Origin of the sequence: Salinibacter sp. (genome assembly GCF_042218895.1) — a bacterium.
Taxonomy (GTDB): domain Bacteria; phylum Bacteroidota; class Rhodothermia; order Rhodothermales; family Salinibacteraceae; genus Salinibacter.
The window spans coordinates 1-22,481 of record NZ_JBDGQQ010000051.1; the positions used below are offsets into that span (position 1 = coordinate 1).

The 22,481-nt window shown below is 63.3% G+C and carries 24 protein-coding genes; 2 read left to right on the forward strand and 22 right to left on the reverse strand.

The features are described from left to right. Positions 1-235 precede the first annotated feature (235 nt). The 4 genes from ABEL04_RS05505 to ABEL04_RS05520 form a co-directional block, all read right to left on the reverse strand. On the reverse strand, positions 236-373 hold the full coding sequence (locus tag ABEL04_RS05505; protein WP_375801382.1) for a hypothetical protein: 138 nt from the start codon (positions 371-373) through the stop codon (positions 236-238). 270 nt (positions 374-643) lie between these two features. After that, complete coding sequence (locus ABEL04_RS05510; protein WP_375801383.1) at positions 644-916, reverse strand: hypothetical protein; 273 nt, start codon at positions 914-916, stop codon at positions 644-646. 124 nt (positions 917-1,040) lie between these two features. Continuing rightward, complete coding sequence (locus tag ABEL04_RS05515) at positions 1,041-1,589, reverse strand: universal stress protein (RefSeq protein ID WP_375801384.1); 549 nt, start codon at positions 1,587-1,589, stop codon at positions 1,041-1,043. A 23-nt stretch (positions 1,590-1,612) separates the two neighbouring features. Next, positions 1,613-1,948, reverse strand: a complete 336-nt coding sequence (locus ABEL04_RS05520; RefSeq protein WP_375801385.1) for a universal stress protein — start codon at positions 1,946-1,948, stop codon at positions 1,613-1,615. 248 nt (positions 1,949-2,196) lie between these two features. On the opposite strand from ABEL04_RS05520, the gene ABEL04_RS05525 reads away from it, so the two are divergent. Further along, the gene (locus tag ABEL04_RS05525) at positions 2,197-2,997 is read left to right on the forward strand and encodes an NAD-dependent epimerase/dehydratase family protein (RefSeq protein ID WP_375801386.1); all 801 of its coding nucleotides are present in this window, start codon (positions 2,197-2,199) and stop codon (positions 2,995-2,997) included. A gap of 23 nt (positions 2,998-3,020) precedes the next feature. Here the strand turns inward: ABEL04_RS05525 and ABEL04_RS05530 are convergent, their stop codons facing one another. From ABEL04_RS05530 to ABEL04_RS05580, 11 genes are all read right to left on the reverse strand, one after another. After that, positions 3,021-3,533 carry a Na+/H+ antiporter subunit E gene (locus ABEL04_RS05530; protein ID WP_375801387.1) on the reverse strand — a complete coding sequence of 171 codons (513 nt, stop codon included), beginning with the start codon at positions 3,531-3,533 and terminating at the stop codon, positions 3,021-3,023. Between the two features lie 99 nt (positions 3,534-3,632). Continuing rightward, positions 3,633-5,132 carry a proton-conducting transporter membrane subunit gene (locus tag ABEL04_RS05535; protein ID WP_375801388.1) on the reverse strand — a complete coding sequence of 500 codons (1,500 nt, stop codon included), beginning with the start codon at positions 5,130-5,132 and terminating at the stop codon, positions 3,633-3,635. A gap of 54 nt (positions 5,133-5,186) precedes the next feature. After that, positions 5,187-5,579, reverse strand: a complete 393-nt coding sequence (locus ABEL04_RS05540) for a Na+/H+ antiporter subunit C (protein ID WP_375801389.1) — start codon at positions 5,577-5,579, stop codon at positions 5,187-5,189. Positions 5,580-5,725: 146 nt separating this feature from the next. Then, positions 5,726-6,163, reverse strand: coding sequence for a Na+/H+ antiporter subunit B (locus ABEL04_RS05545; RefSeq protein ID WP_375801390.1), 438 nt, complete (start codon positions 6,161-6,163; stop codon positions 5,726-5,728). A gap of 36 nt (positions 6,164-6,199) precedes the next feature. Beyond that, positions 6,200-8,575 (reverse strand): putative monovalent cation/H+ antiporter subunit A, encoded by a 2,376-nt coding sequence (locus ABEL04_RS05550; RefSeq protein ID WP_375801391.1) that lies wholly within the window; start codon positions 8,573-8,575, stop codon positions 6,200-6,202. 57 nt (positions 8,576-8,632) lie between these two features. Next, entirely contained in the window at positions 8,633-9,043 is a 411-nt protein-coding gene (gene mnhG, locus ABEL04_RS05555; RefSeq protein ID WP_375801392.1) for a monovalent cation/H(+) antiporter subunit G, read from the reverse strand. Beyond that, positions 9,040-9,342, reverse strand: a complete 303-nt coding sequence (locus tag ABEL04_RS05560) for a monovalent cation/H+ antiporter complex subunit F (protein WP_375801393.1) — start codon at positions 9,340-9,342, stop codon at positions 9,040-9,042. Before ABEL04_RS05560 ends, mnhG begins: the two co-directional genes overlap by 4 nt. A gap of 261 nt (positions 9,343-9,603) precedes the next feature. Then, on the reverse strand, positions 9,604-10,221 hold the full coding sequence (locus ABEL04_RS05565; RefSeq protein ID WP_375801394.1) for a superoxide dismutase: 618 nt from the start codon (positions 10,219-10,221) through the stop codon (positions 9,604-9,606). Positions 10,222-10,335: 114 nt separating this feature from the next. Continuing rightward, positions 10,336-10,629, reverse strand: coding sequence for a hypothetical protein (locus tag ABEL04_RS05570; protein WP_375801395.1), 294 nt, complete (start codon positions 10,627-10,629; stop codon positions 10,336-10,338). 461 nt (positions 10,630-11,090) lie between these two features. Then, positions 11,091-12,140, reverse strand: a complete 1,050-nt coding sequence (locus ABEL04_RS05575; RefSeq protein WP_375801396.1) for a saccharopine dehydrogenase family protein — start codon at positions 12,138-12,140, stop codon at positions 11,091-11,093. A 46-nt stretch (positions 12,141-12,186) separates the two neighbouring features. Continuing rightward, positions 12,187-13,236, reverse strand: coding sequence for a M14 family zinc carboxypeptidase (locus ABEL04_RS05580; protein ID WP_375801397.1), 1,050 nt, complete (start codon positions 13,234-13,236; stop codon positions 12,187-12,189). Between the two features lie 292 nt (positions 13,237-13,528). On the opposite strand from ABEL04_RS05580, the gene ABEL04_RS05585 reads away from it, so the two are divergent. After that, a complete protein-coding gene (locus tag ABEL04_RS05585) occupies positions 13,529-13,744 on the forward strand; it encodes a cold-shock protein (RefSeq protein WP_375801398.1) in 216 nt (71 codons plus the stop codon). Between the two features lie 72 nt (positions 13,745-13,816). Here the strand turns inward: ABEL04_RS05585 and ABEL04_RS05590 are convergent, their stop codons facing one another. The 7 genes from ABEL04_RS05590 to ABEL04_RS05620 all read right to left on the reverse strand — a co-directional run bounded on the left by ABEL04_RS05590 (position 13,817) and on the right by ABEL04_RS05620 (position 22,204). Next, positions 13,817-15,124: a type IX secretion system plug protein domain-containing protein gene (locus ABEL04_RS05590; RefSeq protein ID WP_375801399.1), complete on the reverse strand. Its 1,308-nt coding sequence runs from the start codon at positions 15,122-15,124 to the stop codon at positions 13,817-13,819. A gap of 138 nt (positions 15,125-15,262) precedes the next feature. After that, a complete protein-coding gene (locus ABEL04_RS05595) occupies positions 15,263-17,530 on the reverse strand; it encodes a hypothetical protein (RefSeq protein ID WP_375801400.1) in 2,268 nt (755 codons plus the stop codon). Positions 17,531-17,914: 384 nt separating this feature from the next. Beyond that, positions 17,915-18,580, reverse strand: a complete 666-nt coding sequence (locus ABEL04_RS05600; RefSeq protein WP_375801401.1) for a class I SAM-dependent methyltransferase — start codon at positions 18,578-18,580, stop codon at positions 17,915-17,917. 113 nt (positions 18,581-18,693) lie between these two features. Beyond that, complete coding sequence (locus tag ABEL04_RS05605; protein WP_375801402.1) at positions 18,694-19,776, reverse strand: RNA-guided endonuclease InsQ/TnpB family protein; 1,083 nt, start codon at positions 19,774-19,776, stop codon at positions 18,694-18,696. 214 nt (positions 19,777-19,990) lie between these two features. Beyond that, positions 19,991-20,389: a DUF302 domain-containing protein gene (locus ABEL04_RS05610; RefSeq protein ID WP_375801403.1), complete on the reverse strand. Its 399-nt coding sequence runs from the start codon at positions 20,387-20,389 to the stop codon at positions 19,991-19,993. Positions 20,390-20,499: 110 nt separating this feature from the next. After that, positions 20,500-21,087: a cupredoxin domain-containing protein gene (locus tag ABEL04_RS05615; protein WP_375801404.1), complete on the reverse strand. Its 588-nt coding sequence runs from the start codon at positions 21,085-21,087 to the stop codon at positions 20,500-20,502. 88 nt (positions 21,088-21,175) lie between these two features. Continuing rightward, positions 21,176-22,204 (reverse strand): DUF2231 domain-containing protein, encoded by a 1,029-nt coding sequence (locus ABEL04_RS05620; RefSeq protein WP_375801405.1) that lies wholly within the window; start codon positions 22,202-22,204, stop codon positions 21,176-21,178. Positions 22,205-22,481: the final 277 nt, after the last annotated feature.

The following is a 22,481-nucleotide window of genomic DNA, read 5'->3' on the forward strand; positions in this document are numbered from 1 at the left end:
ACGGGATGGGTGGGCTGATAGCGGTCAGCGTCCATGGGGAAGAAGCGTGCTGCGGGAAGATGAAATCGAGACGAGTGGCGCTACACCTTCAAAAAAGCGCTTTCACAGATGGTACTGATACGGGCGGGTGGAAGACACGTTGCACTCGTTCCGTCTACCCTGCGTCAAATCCATGACAGTTGGAGGCCTTCTTTGATGGACCACAAGGACGGACTTGCCGGACGAGACCGGATCCTCAGGAGCCAGGCAGAACCACGTCGAGCGGCTCATCTGCGGGTGTGCGGTAAACGCGGACGTCGTCGTCGGTCGTCACGATGCGACGCGACGGCTGCTCCTCTGCCATGCAGACGAGACAGGCATCGGCAAAGGACATGGGCTGGTCCGCGTAGGGCCACATTGAATCGTGGACGTGGCTAACGTGCTGAGTGTAAGAGAACGACAGATCGAAAATTTCTCTCCCGAGGATTTTCAGCAGATGTGCCGGCCCTGTGGGCACAGGCTCCAACAGGTGAAACGTCTCCGAAAGCACCGCTTCGCAGGTACAAAGCGGGGGGACACCCGATCAAACTGCTGTTTGGCCCACTCGTGATGCTGATCGTGCTTGTGGAACAGCCCTACAAGTACGCCCGTGTTGAGGAAGGTCTCAGTCCGTGCCATAATCCTCCATGTGCTTGGGATTGGTGGACAAGTCCGTGGGGGCATCCGAATCCGGTTCCACGCCGACCAGATCATCAATCTGCTCCAGCGCCGATCCCGACTGCGGCTCTTCGGCCCCGTTTTCCACCAATTCGCGTTCGACGGCCTTTCGAACAGCCGCCTTCTGCGTGGTGCCTTCCCGCTCCGCAAGCCGCTCGATCTTTTCCTTCTGACTGGGCGTGACGCGCATGCCAAACCACTCGGTCGCTTTTTCGGGCATGGCTGGAAGAAAGGTCGATCAACGAGAACGCCTGAAGACGTACTTTTCCCCGTCCCCGGTGTTGCAACATTTCGATCCTACGTTGCAGCGACGAGGGCCTACAAGCGTCCCGGATCCGTGAGATCTACGGCTCCGGAAACGTTCGTCCCATAATCACCGGGCCGGGGGCGCGGCGCAGAACGCCCTCGGCGACGCTCCCGAGCACGGATCGCTTCACCCCCGAGAGTCCGTGCGTCGCCATCACCAGAAGGTCTGTGGGCGTGGAGGCGAGGTCCAGGAGGGTGGGCCCCGGATCCCCGGACTCGACAGCGTAGGAGAGGTCTGTCCCTTCCGCCGAGACAGAACGCCCCCACTTCTCGAGCTCGGTCCGCACCCTGTCCTCGATTTCCTCCGGAGAGAGGTCCGAAAACTCGACCTCGTAGACGGTGGGAATTTTCGGGAGCTCGACGACGTGGACGAGTGTGATCGGGGCGTCGTAGACGGTCGCAAGCCGGGCCGTATACCGGAGCGCCGACCGCGACGCATCGGAGAAGTCGATCGGGGCCACGAGGCGCCCGATGGACGCGGGCTCTGGCGCCTGCTCGCCGTCCTCCCCTGTCCGGGCCGTCAGCACCGGGCACGGCGCCGAACGGAGCACCTCCTCCGCCACGCTTCCGAAGAGGACACGCTTCACGCCGCGGCGACCGTGCGTCCCCATCACGATGAGGTCCACATCACGATGAGGTCCACCTCGTGCACCTCGGCGTACTGCATGATGGCGGGCGCAACGGTACCGCTCCGCTCGACGACGAAGGACAGGTGCTCGTCGTCCGGGGCCAGGGTCTCTTGACAGTGCTCCGCGAACTGGGCCTTGAGCTTTTGCTGGCCCGCCTCCGGGGACGGCTCGCCTCCCACGAACGGGCCCATGGCCACCTCCTTCACGTGCATGAAGTGGAGCGTTGCCCCAGTGCGGTCGACGAGGTCGACACCATAGGCAAGTGCCTGATTCGAGGACGGAGAAAAGTCACAGGCAAAAAGGATGTCGTCGATCATTGTCCAGGCGGGGCGAATCGGTAAAAGAGCAACACGGAAACGACGAGCACGCACCGTCGCCTTCTTACAATTCCTGGTCCTCCGAGAGAGGTTCCCCGGCAACTTCGTAGGGGCAATCCACCATGATGCCGGACGTCCCGGAACTCCCCTGATCTCTTCGATTTCCTTTGGGCACTGCCCGGTGGTGCTGCTCCGCGAGCGCGCCACTCGAGGCCCTTCATCGCTCTGCCGAACAACCCCTCAGTCCCGTGGCCAAGCTCGTCGTTCCCGGAGGCAACGGATTCATTGGTTCCGAAATCTGCCGCGTCGCGGTGCAGAACAACCACGACGTAGCTGCCTTTGGCCGCACCGGGCGTCCGGCCCTCACGCCTGCCCGGCACCCCTGGACCCAGGAGGTCGAGTGGCGGGCGGCCGACGTATTCGAGCCCGACACGTGGCGCGATCTGCTGGACGGGGCCGATGCGGTCGTGCATTCGATCGCGACGATTCAGGAGGATCCGGACCGCGGCGTGACGTTCGATCGGGTGAACGCGGAGTCCGCGCTGCTCGCGGCCGACGAGGCGGTGGAGGCGGGGGCCGACGCGTTCATCTTCCTGTCGGTACGCGACAAACCCCCCGTTGTCCCCCACAACTTCCTGGCGTCAAAGCGTCGGGCCGAGCGGACGCTCCACGAACAGTACTCGGATCTCCGCACCGCATCACTCCGGCCGAACCTCGTCTACGGCGACCGGCAACGAGGCACGTCCACGCTCGCGGCCGTGCTGAACCAACTGAAAGGCGTCCGCCCGCACCCCTACGCCTCCGATCCGGGCCGCCCGCTCCCGGTGGAGGTCGTCGCCGCCGCGGCCGTGCAGGCCGCCGTCACCCCCACGCTGGAGGGCATCCTCACCGTGCCCCAAATCGACGACGTCGGTCGCACGAGCGGGCTCATTGATTTGGAGGAGATCACCGAACCGTCGATCACGCCCCTGCTCCTTGGCCTGGGCGGCGCCGCCATCAGCGGCTGGCTTCTGTCCCGCTGGCTCCGTCGGGAGGGGGAGGCTTCGTAAATATGCTTCTCGGGGTCCGCCTGTCATGCCGGGGGACCGAGCGCCCGACTGATGTGCTTCTCGAGGGAGCCCTTAATCCCATCGATGACGTCCTGCCCATCCGGCGTGGATACGGAGATGGCGTGGATGTAGATGGCGGACCGGTCCGGGGCCACATCCAGGCTGAGCGTGCCGGGCGTGAGGGAAATCATGTTGGCCAGCACCGTAATCTCCCGATCGGTCTGCACGTTGAGCGGATACTCAATGACGGCGGGGCGAATGGTCAGCGTCGGCTGAATCACGTACCACACCACCTGCAGGGCCGAGAGCACCACCTCGCGGACGAACACGACGATCAACACCAGGTTGCGCCACATCCGGCGGAGGGGCCGACTCGCCGGAAAAACGCTCGGTTCGTCCCGGTTGAAGAGGGGCCGACAGATGCGAAGAATGACCCACGAAAAGAGGGCCCCCAGAAGCAGCGTGCCCGGGCTGAACGATGCCTGCAGGGCCGCCCAGACGAGCGTCATGAGCAGAACCCGAACGAGCGTAACCATCACTGTCACCTCCAACCGTCAACCAAAAGCAATCAGATCGCAAAACCGAACGAAGACCCCAACCCTCAACGCATAACCCTCAACTCTCAAACGCCCACCCTACCCCCCCAGCACCGCCTCAATGTACGGCCCGGTGTCCGTCAGGTGAACGGCCGCCTCGTGGGCAAACGCAAAGACCGGCTCCGCGTAGCAGCCGACGATGAACAGCACGAGCGCCAGCGCCGCCACGGGGCCCTGCAGCAGCGACCGCACGTCCCACGAATCGCCGGCCCCGAAGTCCTTTAGGTCCTCCACCTGCGGCGGCGACCAGAACGCCCGTCCCCACACCTGGCCCACCACCAGCAGCGTGAGCACCCCCACGACCAGGGCCACGGCGACGATGACCCACTGCCCCTGCGCGAGCCCCGCCTGGATGAGCGTCAGCTTGCCCCAGAATCCGGGGAACGGGGGAAAGCCCGCCAGCGAAAAGGCCGGCACGACGAAGGCGGTGGCCAGCAGCGGACGATATTCGTAGAGCCCCCCCATCCGCCCGATCTCCGAGGTGCCCGTCTCCCGCTCCATGAGGCCGCCGATGAGAAAGAGGGCCGTCTTTACGGGGACGTCCTGAAACACGTAGAACACCGCCCCCGCCAGGCCAAGGGTCGTAAAGAAGCCGAGCCCCATGACCACGTAGCCCATCGCACTGATCACCAGGAAGGCGAGCAGGCGCAGGACGTGCCGCTGCACCAGCGCCCCGAAGACGCCCAGGAGCATCGTCGCCCCGGCCACCACGAGCAGCACGCCCTGGGTGTACCCGGAGGGGTCGGGAAACAGCAGCGTGAAGATCCGCAGGAGCGAATAGATGCCCACCTTCGTGAGCAGGCCCGCAAAGATGGCCGCGATGGGCGCCGGGGGCGTGTGGTACGAGGCCGGCAGCCAGTAGTAGAGCGGGAAGAGTGCCGCCTTGATGCCGAACCCAATGAGGAACAGCATGGCCAGCACCGGCCCGAGGCCACTCTCCTGCACCGATCCCATGCTCCCCGCGAGATCGGCCATGTTGAGGGTGCCGGTGAGCCCGTAGAGCAGACCGATGGCACTCAAGAACGAGGCAGACGCCACGAGATTGATCCCCACGTATTTTACGGCGCCGTCGAGCTGCTCCCTCTCGTTCCCCAGCACCAGGAGCGCGAACGACGCAATGAGCAGCACCTCGTACCAGACGTACAGGTTGAACAGGTCGCCCGTGATGAAGGCCCCGTTGATGCCCATCAGCAGCAGGTGAAACAGCGGATGGAACCCAAACCGCTCCCGCCTCTCGTCAATGCCGGCCAGGGCATACACCGCCACGGCGAGGGCCACGAACCCCGAGGCCGCCAGCAGGCCGGCGCTCAGCGGATCGACCACGAGGGTGATGCCGAAGGGCGCGGGCCAGTCCCCCATCTGCACCGCCCGAATGCCGTGTACGTGCACCTCGTACACAATCATCGCCCCCACCCCGAACAGCACGGTCGCGCCCAGCACCCCGAGCGCGCGCTGCACGCCCCGATACCGACGGGCCAGCAGTGCACAGGCCCCGGTGATGGCGGGGACGATAATGGGAAGTACTAGGAGCGTATCCATACCGGACAACCAATCAGCAGTAGAGGATGCGGGGACGGGTCGACGCGGAGACGCTTACGCAGGCAGGCGTTTCGCCTCCTCGTCCACGTCCAGCGGCGGGTCGGACTCGGACGCGCGGACGTCGTCGGACTCGATGCTCTCCCCCTCGGCAAAGTGGCGGTACACGAGCACGAGCGTAAACGCCAGCAGCCCGAAGCTAATCACAATGGCCGTGAGAATCAGGGCCTGCGGCAGCGGATTGGCGTACGGTTCCGGCGGCACCTTGGCCCCGTACGGGATCAGGGGGGGCTGGGCCGGCGTGAGGCGTCCCATGGTGAAGATCAAGAGGTTGACCCCGTTGGACAGGAGAATGAGCCCGATCACGAAGCGCAGAAGACTTCGCCGCATGAGCAAATAGAAGCTCGCGGCCAGCAGGACGCCGCTCACAATGGCCGTGATCTGTTCCATGGTGTGAAGGGATTCAGAACCGAATGATTAAGGCATGACCTCAGCAATTCGCCCTCCTTTAGCTTCTGCTATTTCGTATTGCGCATTGCGTAAAGGGTGACGCGCAAGATACACGAAATACGCAGTACGAAATACGCAACACGCAATCACTCTTCCGCCAGTCCCGGCAGCCGGTCCTCCACCGAGAACACCATCAGCAGGGCGGTGCCCACGACCACCAGCATGACCCCAATGTCGAACGGGAGAGTCGAGCCGAGGTGCAGGTCGCCAAGAACCGGGATGTGCAGGTCCACCCACAAGCTGGTGAGAAAGGGCTCCCCGAGGACGAGGGCAAACACCCCCGTGGCGTAGGCACAGACGAGCCCGAGCCCGAGGAGCGTATGCGGCTCAACCTGCAATACCCGTCGCGCCGCATCCACCCCCGCCGTAAGCACGTACAGGACGAACGCAGACGCCGCGACGAGCCCGCCCACAAAGCCGCCGCCCGGAAGATTGTGGCCGCGCAGAAGCATGAAGAGCGAAAACAATAGCAGCAGCGGCACCAGCACACGGGCCGCAACGCGCAAAATGAGAGAATACAGCATGGGTCCCTCGGGTCGGTGAATGCAACGTGTGAAGGCCTATGTCCCGGTCGCATCCCCCTCAGCAGCCCGATCTTCGGGAGAGGCCTCCGTCGTCAGTTCCGGCTTCTCCTGGCGCGGCATCCGCATCAGCACGTACACCCCAATCGCGGCGATCGCGAGGACCGTGATTTCCCCCATCGTGTCGAGCGCCCGGAAGTCGACGAGGATCACGTTCACGATGTTGTGCCCCTCCGCTTCCGTGTAGCTCGCCTGCGCCATATATCTGCTGATGCGCAAATTCAGGGGCGTCTGCACAATCACGCTCATGATCAGGGTCAGAAGCCCCCCGCACCCGATCGCGACGAGGCCGTCGCGGAGACGGATGCCGAGAGACTCTTCCCCCTGAATGCCCGGCAGATGAACGATCACGATCACCAGCAGGATGAGGGTGAGCGTCTCGACGGCAAACTGCGTCATCGCCAGGTCGGGCGCGCCGAAGAGCATGTACAGCAGTGCGACGCCGTACCCCCCCACGCTCAGCGCCAGAATCGCAACGAACCGATCGTGCGTGCGCACCGCCACGACCGCCGACGCAATGATCAGTCCCGCCAGGCCCACTTCGTAGTATTCCACATCGGGCACTCCCCCCCCGAGCGAGAACACGAGCGGACTCTCTTCTACCAGGAATCCGCCTCCCACCAGCACCAGGATGGCCGAGAAGGTCGCGAAGAGATACCACCGAAAGCGTCCATTCTGCACCAGGCGCGTCACCGTGTGGCTCAGGGACGACACGGCGTACAGTCCCCGCTCAAACACCCGCCCTGGACCTTGCCCGAAGAGCGTCCCCAGCCCCGTCATGAACACCGTTTCGCGCAGCCCCTCCCAGTAGGCGTAGAGGGCAGCGCCCAGGGCAAAGGTCACCAGGCTCGCGATCAGCGGGAGATTAATGCCATGCCACAGCGCAAGGTGCAGCTCAGCGGACTCTTGCAGAATGCCCGCCCGGGCGGCCTGGAGCAGCGAGTGGTCGATGAACGCCGGGTAGACGCCAAATGCGAGGCCCAGGACGCCGAGCACCAGCGGGCCGCCCCACATGCTGACCGGCGCCTCGTGCGGGTCTCGCGTAAAGGCTCCTTTCAACTCCCCGATAAACGGCTTCAGTCCCACGAGCAGGCCCGAGCCCACCAGGGCCGCGTTCGCCAGCACGCCGGCGCCCAGAATCAAGGGCCCCCAGGGACCGCCGTGGAGCGCCGCCTCGTAGGTGACTTCTTTCCCAATGAACCCGAACAGCGGCGGAATGCCCGCCATCGAGAGCCCCGTGGCCACGCCCCCCGCCATCGTCCAGGGCATCGCCCCGCGCAGCCCGCCCAGCTCCAGCAGGTCCCGCGTCCCGGTTTCGTGGTCGATGCTCCCCGCCATCATGAACAGGCCGCCCTTGTAGAGGGCGTGCACGACCGTGAATGTCACCATCGCCTTGATGGCGGTCTTCGTCCCAATCCCCAGCAGCAGGGTGAGGAGGCCCAGCACCATGACCGTCGTGTAGGCCAGGATCTGCTTCAGGTCGGTGTACCGCAGCGCCAGCCAGGCGCTCATCAGCATCGTAAAGCCGCCCACGATGCCGAGCGTACTGGCCCAGACGGTCGTGCCACCGAGGACCGGATGCAGGCGGGCCAAAAGAAAGACGCCCGCCTTTACCATCGTGGCCGAGTGGAGGTACGCACTCACCGGCGTGGGGCCCGCCATGGCCGCGGGGAGCCAGAAGTGAAAGGGAAACTGCGCGGACTTCGTGAACGCGCCGGCGCAGACAAGAACAAAGATCGCAAGGTAATAGGGATGCCCCTGTACGGTGGCCCCGAGGTCCAGCATCTGGCTAAACTCCCAGGTTCCCGCCACGCTGCCCAGGAGGATGAGCCCCGCCAGGAGCGCCAGTCCCCCGCCCCCCGTCACAATCAGGGCCTTCCGTGCGGCCCGCCGCGACTCCTCCTCGGTGTGGTAGAACCCGATGAGCAGAAACGAGGTGAGGCTCGTCAGCTCAAAGAAAATGAAGAAGACGAACACGTTGTCGGCCACCACGAGGCCGAGCATCGCTCCCATAAACGCGAGCAACTGCGTGTAGAAGCGGCCCAGCTGATGGTGATGGGCCAGGTACCCGCCCGCATAGACGACGATGAGCGTGCCAATGCCCGTGACGAGCAGCGCAAAGAGGAGGCTCAGCCCGTCCAGATAGAACGAGAGCGGCGTGTCCAGCGATGGGACCCACGCGTAGGAGTGCCGAAGGGCCTCTCCGTGGGCCACCTCCGGCAGCGTCTGCGCAAAATAGGCAAAGACGCCAAGGGGGAGCAGCGCCAGCACCCACCCCGAGGCGCGGCCCAGGAGGCGCACGACCAGCGGGGCGAGGGCCGCACCAACAAAGATGCTAAGGACAGCGAAGAGCATGACCGAAACAGCCTGAGGGGAAGAGTCGACGCAGGACCACTCTGAACGGACCGCACGCTAGGCAGCCAAGTCGGAGGGGCCGGAGTCCCCCCGCATCTGCACATCGGCCTCGGTCAGTGGCTCTTCCCCCTCCCGCCGAAGCTCTTCGTACTCCGCACCCCAGTCGTCAAAGGCGGTCTCCTCCCACAGCGCCACGTCTCCGAGATAGCCCGCCCGGCCAATCATGTGGGCCGAGACCGGAGCAGTAAGAAAGACAAACAGCAGGGCCGCAAGGGCTCGGGCGGCGACACTGAGGTCCCCGAACGCCACGGCCGCGGAGATGAGCATGAGGCCGATGCCGAGGGTGCCAGCCTTTGTGACGGCGTGCATGCGAGTGTACAGGTCGGGGAATCGAAGCAATCCCACCGCGGCCACAAGCATCAGGAACGTCCCTCCGGTCATCAGGAGAGCGGCGAGAATGTCGGTCATGAATCCACAAGGGCTTCTCCGGAACGAACGCGCTCAATGTATCGGGCCACGGCCACCGTGCCCAAAAAGGCCAGGAGCCCCAGCACGAGGGCCACGTCAATGAACGCTTCTTCCCCAGCCAACACGGAGTAGGTGGCCAAAAATCCCATGGCGAGGAAGGCCACGAGGTCGAGGGCGATCATGCGGTCCGACAGGTGCGGCCCCCAAAGCACACGGAGGAGCGCGGCCAGAAGGGAGAAGCCCAACACCCCCAACGATAAATAGCTGGCCCAGAGCAATGGGCCTTCGACAGCGCTCATCGACCGACACGTTTCGATGGCAGAACGAGGACCTGCGCCACAAGCAGGCGCATGTTGCACGCAAGAGGCATAGTAAAGAGGGCGGACGAGAGAGTCCAGTGGGTCCTTGCAACCGACCGTGAAATCTCGACCATGCAGGGACGCAGCCGATCGTATGGGATGCGGGGCAAGTAATGCTTCCCGCTACACAAAAGGGGATGACCGCACGGCCATCCCCTCGTTAGAACGCGACTCGCGACCTTCTCCGGCCGCAGCACCGAGCTACGCCGCAACGATGTGTTCGAAGTTGTCCCCCACGGCGTCCCAGTCTACGACGTTCCACCACTCGTCGACGTAGGTTCCCCGCTCGTTCTGGTAGTTCAGGTAATAGGCGTGCTCCCAAACGTCGACGCCGAGAATGGGAGTGTCCTCCTCCATCAGGGGATTGTCCTGGTTGGGAGTGCTCGTCACGGAGAGTGCGCCGCTAGGATGGGCGACGAGCCATCCCCAGCCGCTGCCAAATTGTCCCGTCGCGGCACTCTTGAACTCGTCCTGGAATGCTTCGAACGACCCAAACTGATCCTCGATGGCGTCGCCGAGGTCTCCATTCGGCTCTCCCCCTCCGTCCGGCGACATGGTGTCCCAGAAGAGACGGTGGTTGTAGAAGCCCCCACCGTTTTGGCGCACTGGCGTCCGAACATCTGCCGGAAGGGTGTCGATGCCGGCGAGAAGCTCTTCGATTGAGTGCTGCTGAAGGTCGTCGTGTCCCTCAAGCGCGTTGTTCAGTTTCCGGGTGTATCCTGCGTGGTGTTTGTCGTGGTGGATCCGCATGGTCTGCTCGTCGATATGCGGTTCCAGAGCGTCGTACTCGTATGGCAAATCAGGGAGTTCGAAGGCCATAGGTGGCTCCTTTGTTTGTTGGTGGGTATTCCGACTATTTCTTCATACTAGCATTCTGGCGAACGCCACAGAGATGGATTTTGTTTTCGCCAACCACGATTACCATTCTTTTTCTTACCCGCCCATCCAGATCCGTATGAGCACCGTCCCCGCCCACACAAAGAACACGGCGTAAGCAAGACCTCCGGCTCGTTTCCAGCGTCGTGCCTTGCGGCCCTTGTCCGCATTCTCTTTCATTCGACCGACGGCGGTGAGCCCGCCCCCCACCCCGAGCAGAAGCAACCAGGCCGCGTTTCGGTAGTCGCCCCAGTACAGCATCCAAATGAGACTCAGTCCCAGAGCGGCGTACAGAGCAGCAACGGCCGTCCAGTTGAGAGATGACGATTCTGAATCGGGAGCGTTTTCCATCGGCGCCTTCGGATGACTTCGATGGGCTGCTTCTCATCCTATCCTCCGTAGGCCAGCCAGGATTGCAGGGCCTGAACGAGTTGAATGGCGTGCCAGAGGACGATCGGACCGAGGATCCCCCATCCCAGCCGTCGGCACCACAACTGTCCGGTCACGTTCCGGCGCCTCAGAATCCTCGACAGGGCAAGACATCCCCCACCGGCGCCAAGCCCTCCAATCTCTGCGGCAGACCTGTAGGATCCTGATGCGAGGAGCCCGACAGCTCCCAGTACCAGTACGAGCGTGAAGCAGAATACAAGATAGAGGCGATGCGTCGGATGCTGGGGCAGCCGACGCCCGAAGGAAAGTCCGCGGTCTTCTGGGTTCGACCCTGCCATTGTCCCACGTATTTTTCGGCCGCAAAAACTACGCAGAGAGTACCTTCGCCTGAGCACCATGTTCCCCCCTCGGTTTTCGAACACTCATTCGACGGGGGTCCGCTCTGCCCCCGACACGTCGAGCACAAAGTCCGCTCCGAAGGCCGTCGACGGCGTCTGGTAGCCAGGCGGCGCCGTTCCGTCAATGACGCGCTCGATTCCGTTTACGGCGGTCCGCTGTGTGAAGGTGTAGGCCTCCGGCCCGTGAAGACGGGCCGAGACGCTCCCCTCAGTGCCGCGTCGCGCCGACGCCCACACGACCGTTCGCCCTTGCCTTCGGTCCTCGGTGGACGGCCCATCAGGGCGCAGTTCGACAAACTGCTTGAGCAGTCGCTTGAGGGGCCGCCAGGCCAGAAGGCGCTGGACGTGTCGGCTGCCCCGGAGCACCCGACGCACCGCCCGAGGAAGAGCGAGGTAGGCGGTGACGTTCGGAACGTCGGTCGAGCGCCCAGTCGTAACCACGCTCCCCTCCGGAATGGACACCACACGGCGGTCGCGATCACCGAAATCGACCGTTCGGCTGGTCCAGCCAGGGGGCACTTCCCGCAACCGTCCCTCCCGCCGAACCCATCCCCCCTGCCCCATCTGCTCGACCAGAGTCTTGAGGGTCCCCTGCGAGACATCCCCGTCCGCAAACAGGGCCACTTCCAGCGTCGTGGCCGACGGAACCTGGGTGGCCACGTGCCGGGCGAGACAGTCGCTGGGCACGACGTCGAACCCAATGCCCGGTAGAAGCATGACCCCGGCGGACGCCGCCTCCTCGTGCCGGTCGGCCATACGCCGAAACACCTCAATCTCTCCTGTGAGGTCCAAGTAGTGGGTGCCCGTTTCGAGGCACGCCCGAACCATCGGAGGGGCCGTCCGAACGAAGGGGCCTGCACAGTGAAGGACGGCAGCGACCTCGTCGAACACAGACCGGAGGCGGCTTTCCTCCTGAAGTGAGACGACCCGAACCGGGAGATCCAGGGAGCGGCCCATGTCGTTCAGTTGTGCAGCATCCCGCCCCGCAAGGATCGGTCGATGCCCCCGCTCGACCGCCTCCTGAGCAATGAGACGTCCTGTGTATCCGTAGGCCCCGTAGAGGAGAAACGTCATGGAAGTACTGGTCGGTTCGCAGACTGCGGGGGGTCCGGAAAATCGCCTACTCGGCGGACACGGTGCGGAGTCCCAGCTCAAGGGCGCGAAACTGAAGATGCATGGCTACGTCCAGCGGCACCGGGCGCAGGCCGAACGGGGCAAGCAAATCGTCGACGTCCTCCCCGCGCTCCAGCCGCGCCCGAATTTCGGGGAGACGCTCCCGCAGCTCCAAATAGCGGTCCGGGCGGTGGTCGGTGGAATTCTCACTGCGCACCAGAAAGAGCGGCAGTTCCGTGACGAACGAGAGCGGGTCTCCTCCGAGGGAGGCGACAAACTCCATGGAGCTGTCGTGAAAGTTGCGGGCGGTGGCCGCGTCGTCCCTCGCGCGAAAGAAGGTGCGCATGGCGTCCCCCCGGGGGGTCGTTTGGAAGCCCGGCTCGATCCAGAAGAAGCCCTTCTCTCCCTTCCGGTTGTGATCGTGCATGGGAAGCCCCTTCGCCGCGGCCGCGTCCACGAAGTCGTCGCGGAGGCGCTGCGTGCGGAACGTCCAAGGCCGGTTGATGAGGAGCATGGCACCTTCTCCCGCCGACATGCCGTGCAGGCTTGCGTGCAGGTCGTAGGCCCCGTGGTCGCGCAGGAACGCGGACACGTGCTCGTTTTCGGGCCGCATGTCTGGAAACCCGTACTCCAGATCTCGACCCGGCTGTTCCCGAACGGCGTGACGCAGGTAGGCTTTCGGGTCGGGCCACTGCTCCATCCAGGCCCGGTTGCGTGCCTCCCCTTCCGGATTCGTGTGGGGCACCACCACGAATCGGTAGCGTCGGAACCACGGGGCCATCTTGTAGCGGTTGGACAGGCCGTTGAGCACGAAGGACCGGAGCGTTTCGGGCCCGACGGGCTCGTCTGCGTGGTTGCCCGCAATGAGGCTAACCGTAGTGGGACCGGTTCCCAGGACGACGCCGTAGAGCATGGCGCCCTCTTCCGCCGGGCCCAGCTCCCGAAACGTCGCGATGTCGGGGTGGCGGGCACACGCAGCCTCAATGTCTGCCCGGACGCCCCCGTGGGTTCGAAAGGCAGGGTTGCTCTCGACAAGACTCGTGAGTGCGAAGGACATGCTGGAGTGGACAGGTCATTCAGGTAAAGCTACATCAAAACATACCTCCCCTTCCATGAGCCGATGTGTAGTCTCTACAAGGCCGAAGATCTTTACCGTCTACGCACTGCTCCTCTTTCTTTATTCTCTGCCCAAAATGTACCCGTCGAAAAATTGACATTTACCCGTAGAGAGTCATAACTTTGAAAATTGTGGCAGTTCATCAAGGTCTAGAGCCACCCTCCGGGTTTGAGCAACGGATGAGGATGCTCTGCCACACAGCACTTTTTCACCCTGAAACACCAGCAACACTATGGCAGAGCGTGAAACCGGAACCGTCAAGTGGTTCGATAACGAGAAAGGATACGGCTTCATCGTCCCCGAGGAAGGCGGCGAAGACCTTTTCGTTCACTACAGCGAAATCGACGCCGAAGGCTTCAAGAGCCTCGACGAGGACGACCGGGTCGAATTCACTGTTGGTCACACCGACAAGGGCCCGAACGCTCAGGACGTCGTCGTCATCGGGTAGTTCCGTCGCACCCGTCGGTGGTCCCCAGAGTGCTTTGTGCGGACTGAGGCGCTGGTTTCTCACGCACCTCCCCTACGGTGCGAAGCGCCCGACCTGAAGGAGTCGGTCGGTGCCGCGTTGGGCGTCCCGGTAGTACACGAACGCTGCGTAGCTCCCGGTAATGCGGCGCTGGCTCCGTCTCATCTGTTTCGCGAAGGTCGGATCGGAGGTCGAGTAGAAGTACTGGTACCGCCCCTGCTTGAGCAGGACCGTTCCCTCGTATCGGCCACGCTCCTCAATCCACTTCATTGTCGTTCCCCGGTCGGGATCCAGACCATTGAAGCTGCCGGAGACGACCAACTCACTGCCGTACGGCGTCTCGTTTCCGGGAACGAACGCAAAGGTCGTCTGCACGTACTCGGCGCTCAGGGCAGGATTGATTAGGTCTGACAGGGCGTCCCGAACCACGATTTGGCTCTCCACCTCCGGTCCCAACCGGTTTTCGGCGAAGCGTGCGTAGTCAGGAGATAGGAGGGCTTCGATCGGAGCGGTCGTGCGGTCGATGCGGGCGATTTGATTCGTCGACCGCAGGGTGCTGAGGTCGAGGTCGCGGGCGGCCGTCGTGGGGGCGAATGCCCGGTCGCGGGGCAATTCGAACTCGAGCTTCGGCTGACTCACCAGTTGCGGCTGGTCCTGACAGCGAGTGGCCGGGAGCCGACCGTTTCGCACGAAGCAGACGCTGTAGCTGAACGGGTCTCCTCGAATTTCGGAGGGAGGAGTGTACTTCGCGTTGGGCTGGATGGACGGGCGCTGCTGGCCCGGAACGAGGAGGGATTCGGCCCCTGTGTTCAGCTTTCCGGCCTTTTCAGTTATGAAGAAAGCCCGCTCGAAGAGCACAGAATCGCGGCGGCCCCGCTCCGTCACGCGCAGCACGTAGTTGCCGCTCACTCGAAAGCGGATGTCGTCGTTGGGAAAGCGGTAGACGTAATGAACGTAGGGCACAGTAGTCCCCTGTGAGATCTGATACTCGACGAGCCGATCGTCCTGAAAGGACTCTAGAATCTGACTGTCTGTCAGATCTCGCTTCCACGTTCGATCCGCGTGCTGAAAGTAGATGGACAGCGGGCGGCCCTGCCGCGTCATCAAGTCGAACTCCAGGGTCAGCGACGTACCGGACTCGAGCGACAAGACCGGAAGATTTCGCTCGTCGCTTCCCTTATAGAGCTGTATGGTCCGCACCGTTTTCGCTGAGCGCGCAAGGGTGGGACCGACCGTCGATCGTGGCGAGGCCGAGGACGAGGACACCTCGTCCGTCTGCTCCGCCGACTTGCATCCTCCCAGGAGTCCAATCAGGGCAACGCAGAGCAAAAAGCCGGAGAGCCGGCGGAAGGGGCGGTGCATACTACCGGGCGAGGGAACTACGTGTGCGAGGAGGACGCAGGGGCGATGATACCGAGCACGGATTCCAGACTACCATCGGGGTCTCAACCAACAGTGGAGGAACGTGGTTCGCAGGCGCGACTCCAGCCCCGACATCTCTCATCGAGAATCTCCCGTCTCGTAGGGTCGGGCGGCGCGGCCGGAGCTGATCGTTCCGGTCCCGCTCGTGCTCGCCCGACGAGCCCACCAGTCGAGAAGGGCGGCCCAGGACCGATCCCCCACCTTCTGTGCCCGACGGGCCGCCCGCTGCCCCCAGCGGCTCGCCACATCGGTCGATCCGGCTCGCAGCGCGGCCTCGGTGGTCCATGCCATCCGCTGTAGGTCCCAGGCCCGATGCCATCCCCGGGGACGATCGGACCGGATTGGGGCGCCGACCCCTCGCCAGACGGCGAGTGCCTGGCCGTACCGGTTCGCCTCCATGAGTCGAATCCCGCGCCACGCCTGGCGAGCGGAACGCATCCGGCCACCCGGCTTTGCGAGGCGCCGAGCCTGCACGGCCGCCGAGTCTCCACTCACAAGAATCCGGACGACTGCGGGACGGCTGGCCACCGCCTCCCGAAGGGCCATCCGGGTCCGGACGGCCGGCGCTGATTGAGGTGCGCGAGCCCGAGCCCTAGCGTACAGCGTCCGGGCCGTCTCCACGTTTCCGAGGAGAACCTCGGCGTCGGCCAGTGCCACCCGAAGGTTGAGGGTGCGCACCCCTGTGTCGAGGGTGTCGAGCTGGTGCACCACAGCCTCGGCCCGCCCTTGAGCGAGATGAAACCGGGCTAGTGCCTCGTGGGCCGCCGCGAACTGCGGCTGCGCTGCCAGGGCCCGCCGCAAGTTCGCAACCGCCTGGGCAGTATCCTGACGCCGTGCGGCCTGCCTCGCGGCCTGCAGGTGCTGGCGCGACGGGGGTACGTAGTGCGGACACTTCTTCTCGAAGAGAGAAGGGCTCGTAAACTGACGCGTGACGACCTCGTGGGCGCCCCGAGACACGATGGATGTTCGGCGCAGATGGGCTGCCCACCCCGTAGCCAGCGCCTGCAGGGAGCGACCATAGACGTCCTCGAAGTTTGCCCAGGCATACACTCGTTTCAGCTTTTCCGGCCCGTATCGGTCGAGGAGGTACTGCACGAAGGAACCCATGGTGGCGTACGAGACGGCGCCCCGTCCTGTCCAGAAGCCCCACGGTGACAGGCGGTTAGCGATTGCCGTGGCCTCGGCCGTGAGCCCAGTAGACGTATCCGCCAGGGTGGCGGTCAGCACGAGATCGTCGGGGGAGGGGCCTGGCGCCGGGGGCTCCAGGGCCACGGCCCACCCTTCAATGAGCCCTGGCGCCCATGAGGCCCGTAGGCCCGGCAGACCGTACGGACGGCTCACGGCGTGGGCCAGTTCGTGTCCTAGGCTCGTCGACACGCGACTCCGGAGCAGATGAACCTGCGGCCGGGGGAGCCAGACTGGCGACACGCTCGTGGTCCGCGCCCCCGTCAGGCGTCCCTTCACGTCCGGGTTGGGATAGATGTAGCTCTGGATGCGCGGAGACTCCGCGTCTGTACGAAGGTGAAGACGCCGTCGCACCCATTCGTACCGGGCTTCGTGGACTTTCGCGAGGGCCGCCACGTCCGCTTCGTCAACCTGCTCAGGGTCGTAGTAGAGGTCAAAGTGAGGCGTCCGCTTGTGCCCCCCAAGCTGCTCCTGCAGGTACCACGCGGGGGTGTTGATGCCGAGCGGGGCCGACCCCGCGTACACGGCTCCAATAGCTAGCGCACAGATCGGGAGTCCCCAGCGGGGCCCCATTCCCCGCAGCCATCGCCCCACCAGAACCGCCGCCAGCGCCCAGAGCAATGTTAGTCCCCGAAACGCGAAAAGGCCTGGCCGCACGGCAAGCTGCTCGTCGTAGATCGGGCCCAGCACGCCCCCGAACACGTGGTTGTAGGTGTAGAATTGCGGGTGCAGTCCCAGATCGTAGAGGGGGCCGCCAAGTACGATAAGGCCCCCGATCATTCCAAATGCGAGACCTGGACGTGCCCAGTGGGTCCCTTCCAGGGCGTACGCAAGAGCAACGGCAAGCACAACCGTGACCCCTGGAAACAGCGCGTAGAAAAGAAGCCCCTGCGCGTAGGTGCAGTTCGGGGCCCAAAGTTGGGCGAGGGTCAGAACGCCGAGGGGAATGATCAGGGCTGCCTCCTGGCGGGCCAGAACACGCACAAGCGACGCCTCCGCGGTCGCGAACGCCCCGAGGGCCGAGTATCCCGCAACAAAAAAGGCCACCAGCGCCACGACCGCCGACGACTCTGCCTGCAAGACGTTGAGGAGCGGGACCGGGGACAGCAACACGCTGAGCCCGAGGTACACTGCACAAACGCGTCGTATCGGTGTGAGCACGACGGGCGGTCCTATTGCGTCAGTCTACAGTGGTAGGGAATATCCGAGGGGACGTCGTACTCCTCCTCACTCCTGCACAATCCAGGTCCCAAAAGGAGTTCGGAAAGGCCCAGGCCTCGGCCACGCCCAGCCCCCCCTGAATCATGGGGCTGAGCGCCAGGATGGGCACGGTCACCATCAGACTCACGAAGAACCGTCGCCGAAAGTCCTCGACCATCGCGGCGTGGTGCGCGTGGCGATGTGCACCTCCCCCTGTCTGTCTTCCTCAGCGTGGTCGTGGCGGTCATGTTTTGACTCCGTCGGATCCCTGTTCGCGTGGTCGATGACGAGCGGAGATGAGTGACGACCCGTCCTCCGTGGAGGTCCACCGAGGAAGGAAGAGCTTCATCCTGCGAGGCCCTCCGGCACCGCCTCGACGACCATCATGCCCCAGATCAGGTCGAAGCGGTAGCGGAAGTGGTACCGGAGATCGAACGGGGCATTCTCCAAAAACGCAGCCATCTCGTCGAGGGTGTAGCAGTGCTGATACGCTGGGTCAATGTGGCGGAGCACCCCGTCCATGACGCGACACGTCCAGAAGTCCCGGCACCAGTCCAGCACGATGAATCGCCCGTCGGGGCCGAGCACCCGAGCAGCTTCGCGAAGCATCACGTCCGGCGCCGTAAAGTAGTGAAACGTGTTGGCGCAGATCGCCACGTCGAAGGCGTCGTCCTGGAACGGCAAATCGTGGACGTCCGCCCGCTCGAACCGAACCCCTGCCGTCCCGGCGAGCTTGCCGCGCGCTCGCTCGATCATGGAGGGTGCAAGGTCGACCCCGACGACGTCGATGTCGGGCACGGCCGCCGCGAGGCGTCGTTCGAGTTCCCCGGTTCCACAGGCCAGGTCCACCACGCGCTCGCCGGGCTCCACGGCCGCAGCGCGCTGGGCCACAGGCACCGTCTGGTTCACATACCGACGCCAGAATCGGTCGTAGACGTGGGCCCACGCATCGTACTGTTTTGCCACCGAGACCTCCTGGCGGCCAAAGGGGTCCGGATCGCTGTGAGACATGTCAACAACGCACCGACTGAAAGTCGGTGGCTTGTAGCTGCCAACCGTCAACCGCTAGCGAGTATCCACTGAAAGAGGATCTTTTTCCAGCGGTTCAGGCGCTACCATGAGGGCTATTGACTGCACCCCTGAGCGAAGGTCGCTCGTGCGGCGATATTTCGCGCCGCGTTTTTATCGGCGTCCATCGAGTGCCCGCAATCTCGGCATTCAAAACTGGAACCATTGCGGTTTTTCGAGTCGCAATGCCCGCAATTTGAACAGGTCCGCGACGTATATGCGGCATCAACCTGAATTACGGGCACTCCTGCAATAAGGGCCTTGTATTCGATGAACTGCCGAAGCTGGTAGAACGACCAGTTGCTGTGCCTCGCTCGCTGCTGGCGGCGAACCGTCGTCCGCTCCCGAATGCCCGATAGATCCTCAAGGGCAATCGCTGAGCTTCGTGCCTTAGCCTTGCTTACGATGCGCTTGCTGATCATGTGGTTGGTGTCGCGCTGAAACCGGGCCTGCTTCCCGCTCAATCGCTGAAGTTCACGCTTCGCCGAGCGGGTACCGACCGATTGCAATACGGAGCGCCTGTCCTGATACCACTGGCGACGGTCATCAATCCGGTCGGAGGTCCAGTTGTCTCCATCTGAGGTGGTGGCAATGTTGTTTACTCCCCGATCCACGCCGAGATACCCGTCGATAGCCTCTACGTCCTCATCAGACATATTGGCCGTAGGCATCTGGCAACTCACGAGAAGAAAAAACGTGCCATCCCGATAGATCAGGTCGGCCTCGCTCTTGTCTTGCTCCAACAAAGCACGGTGATTTTCGCCAACCTCGTAGCTGATTTTCTCCCGACCGCCTAAGGTCCAGATGGAAACCTCTCGACGGCCTGTGTAGAAACTCAAAATTCTGCTGTCGTAGGGAAAGCCGCCTCGAATATCGAACTCGTTGTGCGAGTCGGGATTCGTCTTGTATGCGTCAGCGACCTTCCCGAGTGCCCGAACGGTCATCTGGGCAGATAAGTCGTAACGCTCACGTACGTCGTGGTAAACGGCATCCTGAAGCTTGTATTTCGAGTGTTCACCACTCTCGTGGGCGTAGTCGCTGATATACTGACACGCCTTGTTCGCGCGTTCGAGAGTTTCGAGCAGGCTATCGGCCTGCCCTTCAGATGGCAGCAATTTGATTTGGGCAGTTAGCTTCATGTCATCTGCCTATAGCATATCGAGAGACGGTTGTTTCAACTGGTTGAGATACTGCGGGCTAAAGCCCTATCCACCGGCTGCTCCTCCAGGTACTGAAAAGTACCCGGCGCCTACGGCCTCTGCCAATCATCGACCCTCTATTGAGACGTGAATCCGCCTCTCCATTCACGCCCAGCGGACAAGGGCCAGGGGTGGCCTGCGTCCTACAATCCTGCTATACGTGATCGATGACCGTGTGGAGCCGGTCCCGGATTTCTTCGGCGATGGGCCGCAGGGCGTCATTCTCGACGGACTGCATCGAGGCGACCGGATCGACGGCGGCAATTTCGGTCTGGCCATCCTCGGTCTCTTGGAGGATCACGTTGCACGGGAGCATCGTGCCGATCTTGTCCTCAACCGACAGGGCCTGATGCGCAGCGGGCGGATTGCAGGCCCCCAGAATCTTGTATGGGCGAAAGTCCGCGTTCAGCTTCTTCTTGAGGGTGGCCTCCACGTCGATTTCCGTCAGGACCCCAAACCCTTCGTTCTCGAGCTCGGTGCGGACTCGCTTTTCCGCTTCTTCGGGGGACAGGTCAACTGTCTTCGAATAGTAGTACGGCTTGGTGGCTTCCATGACAATTCAAGGGTGGGTTGTGAGTGAAAAGAAGGGATAGGTGCGTATGGGGGGTGTGCGCCCCCCACGCACAGTGGTTTTTCTCGATGGGATCATCCGCTGACGTCGCGTCAGTTTCCAGTAGAGGCTGTGACCGTCAGGGTCCCCTTCATCCCCATTTCGTAGTGCTTCTTGTTTCCCGTGGTCTCGAAGCAGGCAAACGTGTACGTGCCGGCTTTCGCGGGCGGAAGCGTGAACGTCATGGCGCCGCTGCCCCCAGGCGGTAGTTCAAATTCGTTCGCGTGGTGCTCTTCTCCCTCCCCATGCTTTTCTGATTCCTCGCTGTGTCCACTGGTCTGCTTCCTCTTCTCGATCGAGACTCCACTAAAGAGATTGTGTCGAAATCCGTCTTTGCTGCCTGCGATCGTGTCGCCAACGACGAAGTAGTGCTCCACGGTTCCGGCATTCTTGAACTTGAGCGTCACTTTCTGCCCGGCGGGTACGGTGATGCTGGACGGCTGGTAGGCATAGTCTTTCATCGTCACCTCGATCACCTTGGCAGTTGTGTCAGTCGATGCCGAGGCGGTCTCGTTCGACTCTGCTTCGGCGGCCTGTTGGCTGTCATCGCTTCCACAGGCGAGGAGCACGACGGCCAAGCTGGCCAGGACGATCACACGTGAGAATGTGTAGGGGGGGACGGGAATGAGCAATCGGGACATCGCAATCGGTCGTGTGGTTTGGAATGTGTAGGCCTCTCGTCAGGCATGCTCCACCGGACCCGTCGTTGATCTGTTCCAAACGACTGAGTTACAGCCCGGCCGCCGAAAGCCGCCGTAGGACGACCGTTCCGGAACCCTTCAGCCGTAGCCCCACGGGTCCCGGCGCCGCAGCGTCGCCGTGCCCGTGCACGACCATCTCTCCGTCTACGTATCCGCGGAAGTGCGTGCCGTCTCCTACAACCCGGATTGTGCGCCAGCCCTCAGTCTCGGCAGCTCCAGTGGCAAACGTGGAGCGATCCCCATCGATACGGCGACCCTGCCGCAGCGTCGAGCCCTCCACGGTCAGGTAATCGTAGGACCGCGGGCCCTGCACGTGGTGGAGGAGCGAGACACTCCCCTCAAACTGATCGAGAGTTACCTCGGCGGTGACCCGAACGGCCCCGAGCGTGTCGGGGACGACGAAGGTGGCTGGAGCTTGAGGAGTCACTGCCAGCGCCACGCTACCCGTGTCGAGCGTATCGAGACGAGTCTGGAGTGTGTCGGCCGAGCCTTCCAGCCACCGCACCCGGCGCGTCCAGGCGCGGGCGGATTGCGGCTGCCACTGCCATCCATCTGTGCCAACCGTGAGGCCCGGCTCGGCGACCGCCCGGGTCGTGTCGACCTGGCCCGCGCCCACGCCGTATTTGTACACCATCTCGGCCCCGTGGTCGCCCGTCTCGTAGAGCAGGTACGCCCCGCCCAGCGCAATCACGAAGAGCACCCCCTGCACGGCAACTTGTCTCCGCGTCTTCGACCACAGGTGTGCTCCCAGCCGCACCAGGGCGTAGATGCCAAAGAACCACATCGTCCACCATCCGAGATTGGAGTGCTCGCTGAGGACAGTCTCCGCCGCGGCGGGGACCGACACCGCATTGGCCGCCCAGGTGCCAGTGAAGTACGTGAACACCGCGCTGGCCCCGCCTACCACGTAAAGGGCGACTGTGGCCGGACGGAGCCAGTCCCATCGGCGTAGGACGAGCGAGAACAGGTCGGCCCCGATCGCCCCAAGGATAAAGGCAATCGGGAAGTGGACGATCATTGGGTGGATGTTCGGCGCCCACTCGGGAACCAGTTCCATGACTTGACGGAATGTTGACCGAAAGAACAACGCCGTGGCCAGTTATCCGATCCTGCCGGTCTTCGAACCAGAAGACAAACCGGTCTCGGCCCTTTCTTTTCTGTTGCCGTCCCCGGCCGCACTGGAAAAGGTGATTTCGGACGATTTCACCCCCGCTCAAGCGCCACAAACCGGTCTTTTTTTGCGCCACGCAGACCTTTTCCAGCAGAGCCGCCCCTATCAGTGTGCAGGCTGCACGTCGCTCCGCAGCATCCGGGGATTCATCATGCCCTCCTTC

Bases quoted from the DNA above. Each gene is read 5' to 3' on its own strand.
- ABEL04_RS05505 (WP_375801382.1), bottom strand. From the start codon at position 373: ATGTCCTTTGCCGATGCCTGTCTCGTCTGCATGGCAGAGGAGCAGCCG.
- ABEL04_RS05510 (WP_375801383.1), bottom strand. From the start codon at position 916: ATGCCCGAAAAAGCGACCGAGTGGTTTGGCATGCGCGTCACGCCCAGT.
- ABEL04_RS05520 (WP_375801385.1), bottom strand. From the start codon at position 1,948: ATGATCGACGACATCCTTTTTGCCTGTGACTTTTCTCCGTCCTCGAAT.
- ABEL04_RS05530 (WP_375801387.1), bottom strand. From the start codon at position 3,533: ATGGTTACGCTCGTTCGGGTTCTGCTCATGACGCTCGTCTGGGCGGCC.
- ABEL04_RS05535 (WP_375801388.1), bottom strand. From the start codon at position 5,132: ATGGATACGCTCCTAGTACTTCCCATTATCGTCCCCGCCATCACCGGG.
- ABEL04_RS05540 (WP_375801389.1), bottom strand. From the start codon at position 5,579: ATGGAACAGATCACGGCCATTGTGAGCGGCGTCCTGCTGGCCGCGAGC.
- ABEL04_RS05545 (WP_375801390.1), bottom strand. From the start codon at position 6,163: ATGCTGTATTCTCTCATTTTGCGCGTTGCGGCCCGTGTGCTGGTGCCG.
- ABEL04_RS05550 (WP_375801391.1), bottom strand. From the start codon at position 8,575: ATGCTCTTCGCTGTCCTTAGCATCTTTGTTGGTGCGGCCCTCGCCCCG.
- mnhG (WP_375801392.1), bottom strand. From the start codon at position 9,043: ATGACCGACATTCTCGCCGCTCTCCTGATGACCGGAGGGACGTTCCTG.
- ABEL04_RS05560 (WP_375801393.1), bottom strand. From the start codon at position 9,342: ATGAGCGCTGTCGAAGGCCCATTGCTCTGGGCCAGCTATTTATCGTTG.
- ABEL04_RS05565 (WP_375801394.1), bottom strand. From the start codon at position 10,221: ATGGCCTTCGAACTCCCTGATTTGCCATACGAGTACGACGCTCTGGAA.
- ABEL04_RS05570 (WP_375801395.1), bottom strand. From the start codon at position 10,629: ATGGAAAACGCTCCCGATTCAGAATCGTCATCTCTCAACTGGACGGCC.
- ABEL04_RS05575 (WP_375801396.1), bottom strand. From the start codon at position 12,140: ATGACGTTTCTCCTCTACGGGGCCTACGGATACACAGGACGTCTCATT.
- ABEL04_RS05580 (WP_375801397.1), bottom strand. From the start codon at position 13,236: ATGTCCTTCGCACTCACGAGTCTTGTCGAGAGCAACCCTGCCTTTCGA.
- ABEL04_RS05585 (WP_375801398.1), top strand. From the start codon at position 13,529: ATGGCAGAGCGTGAAACCGGAACCGTCAAGTGGTTCGATAACGAGAAA.
- ABEL04_RS05590 (WP_375801399.1), bottom strand. From the start codon at position 15,124: ATGCACCGCCCCTTCCGCCGGCTCTCCGGCTTTTTGCTCTGCGTTGCC.
- ABEL04_RS05600 (WP_375801401.1), bottom strand. From the start codon at position 18,580: ATGTCTCACAGCGATCCGGACCCCTTTGGCCGCCAGGAGGTCTCGGTG.
- ABEL04_RS05605 (WP_375801402.1), bottom strand. From the start codon at position 19,776: ATGAAGCTAACTGCCCAAATCAAATTGCTGCCATCTGAAGGGCAGGCC.
- ABEL04_RS05610 (WP_375801403.1), bottom strand. From the start codon at position 20,389: ATGGAAGCCACCAAGCCGTACTACTATTCGAAGACAGTTGACCTGTCC.
- ABEL04_RS05615 (WP_375801404.1), bottom strand. From the start codon at position 21,087: ATGTCCCGATTGCTCATTCCCGTCCCCCCCTACACATTCTCACGTGTG.
- ABEL04_RS05620 (WP_375801405.1), bottom strand. From the start codon at position 22,204: ATGGAACTGGTTCCCGAGTGGGCGCCGAACATCCACCCAATGATCGTC.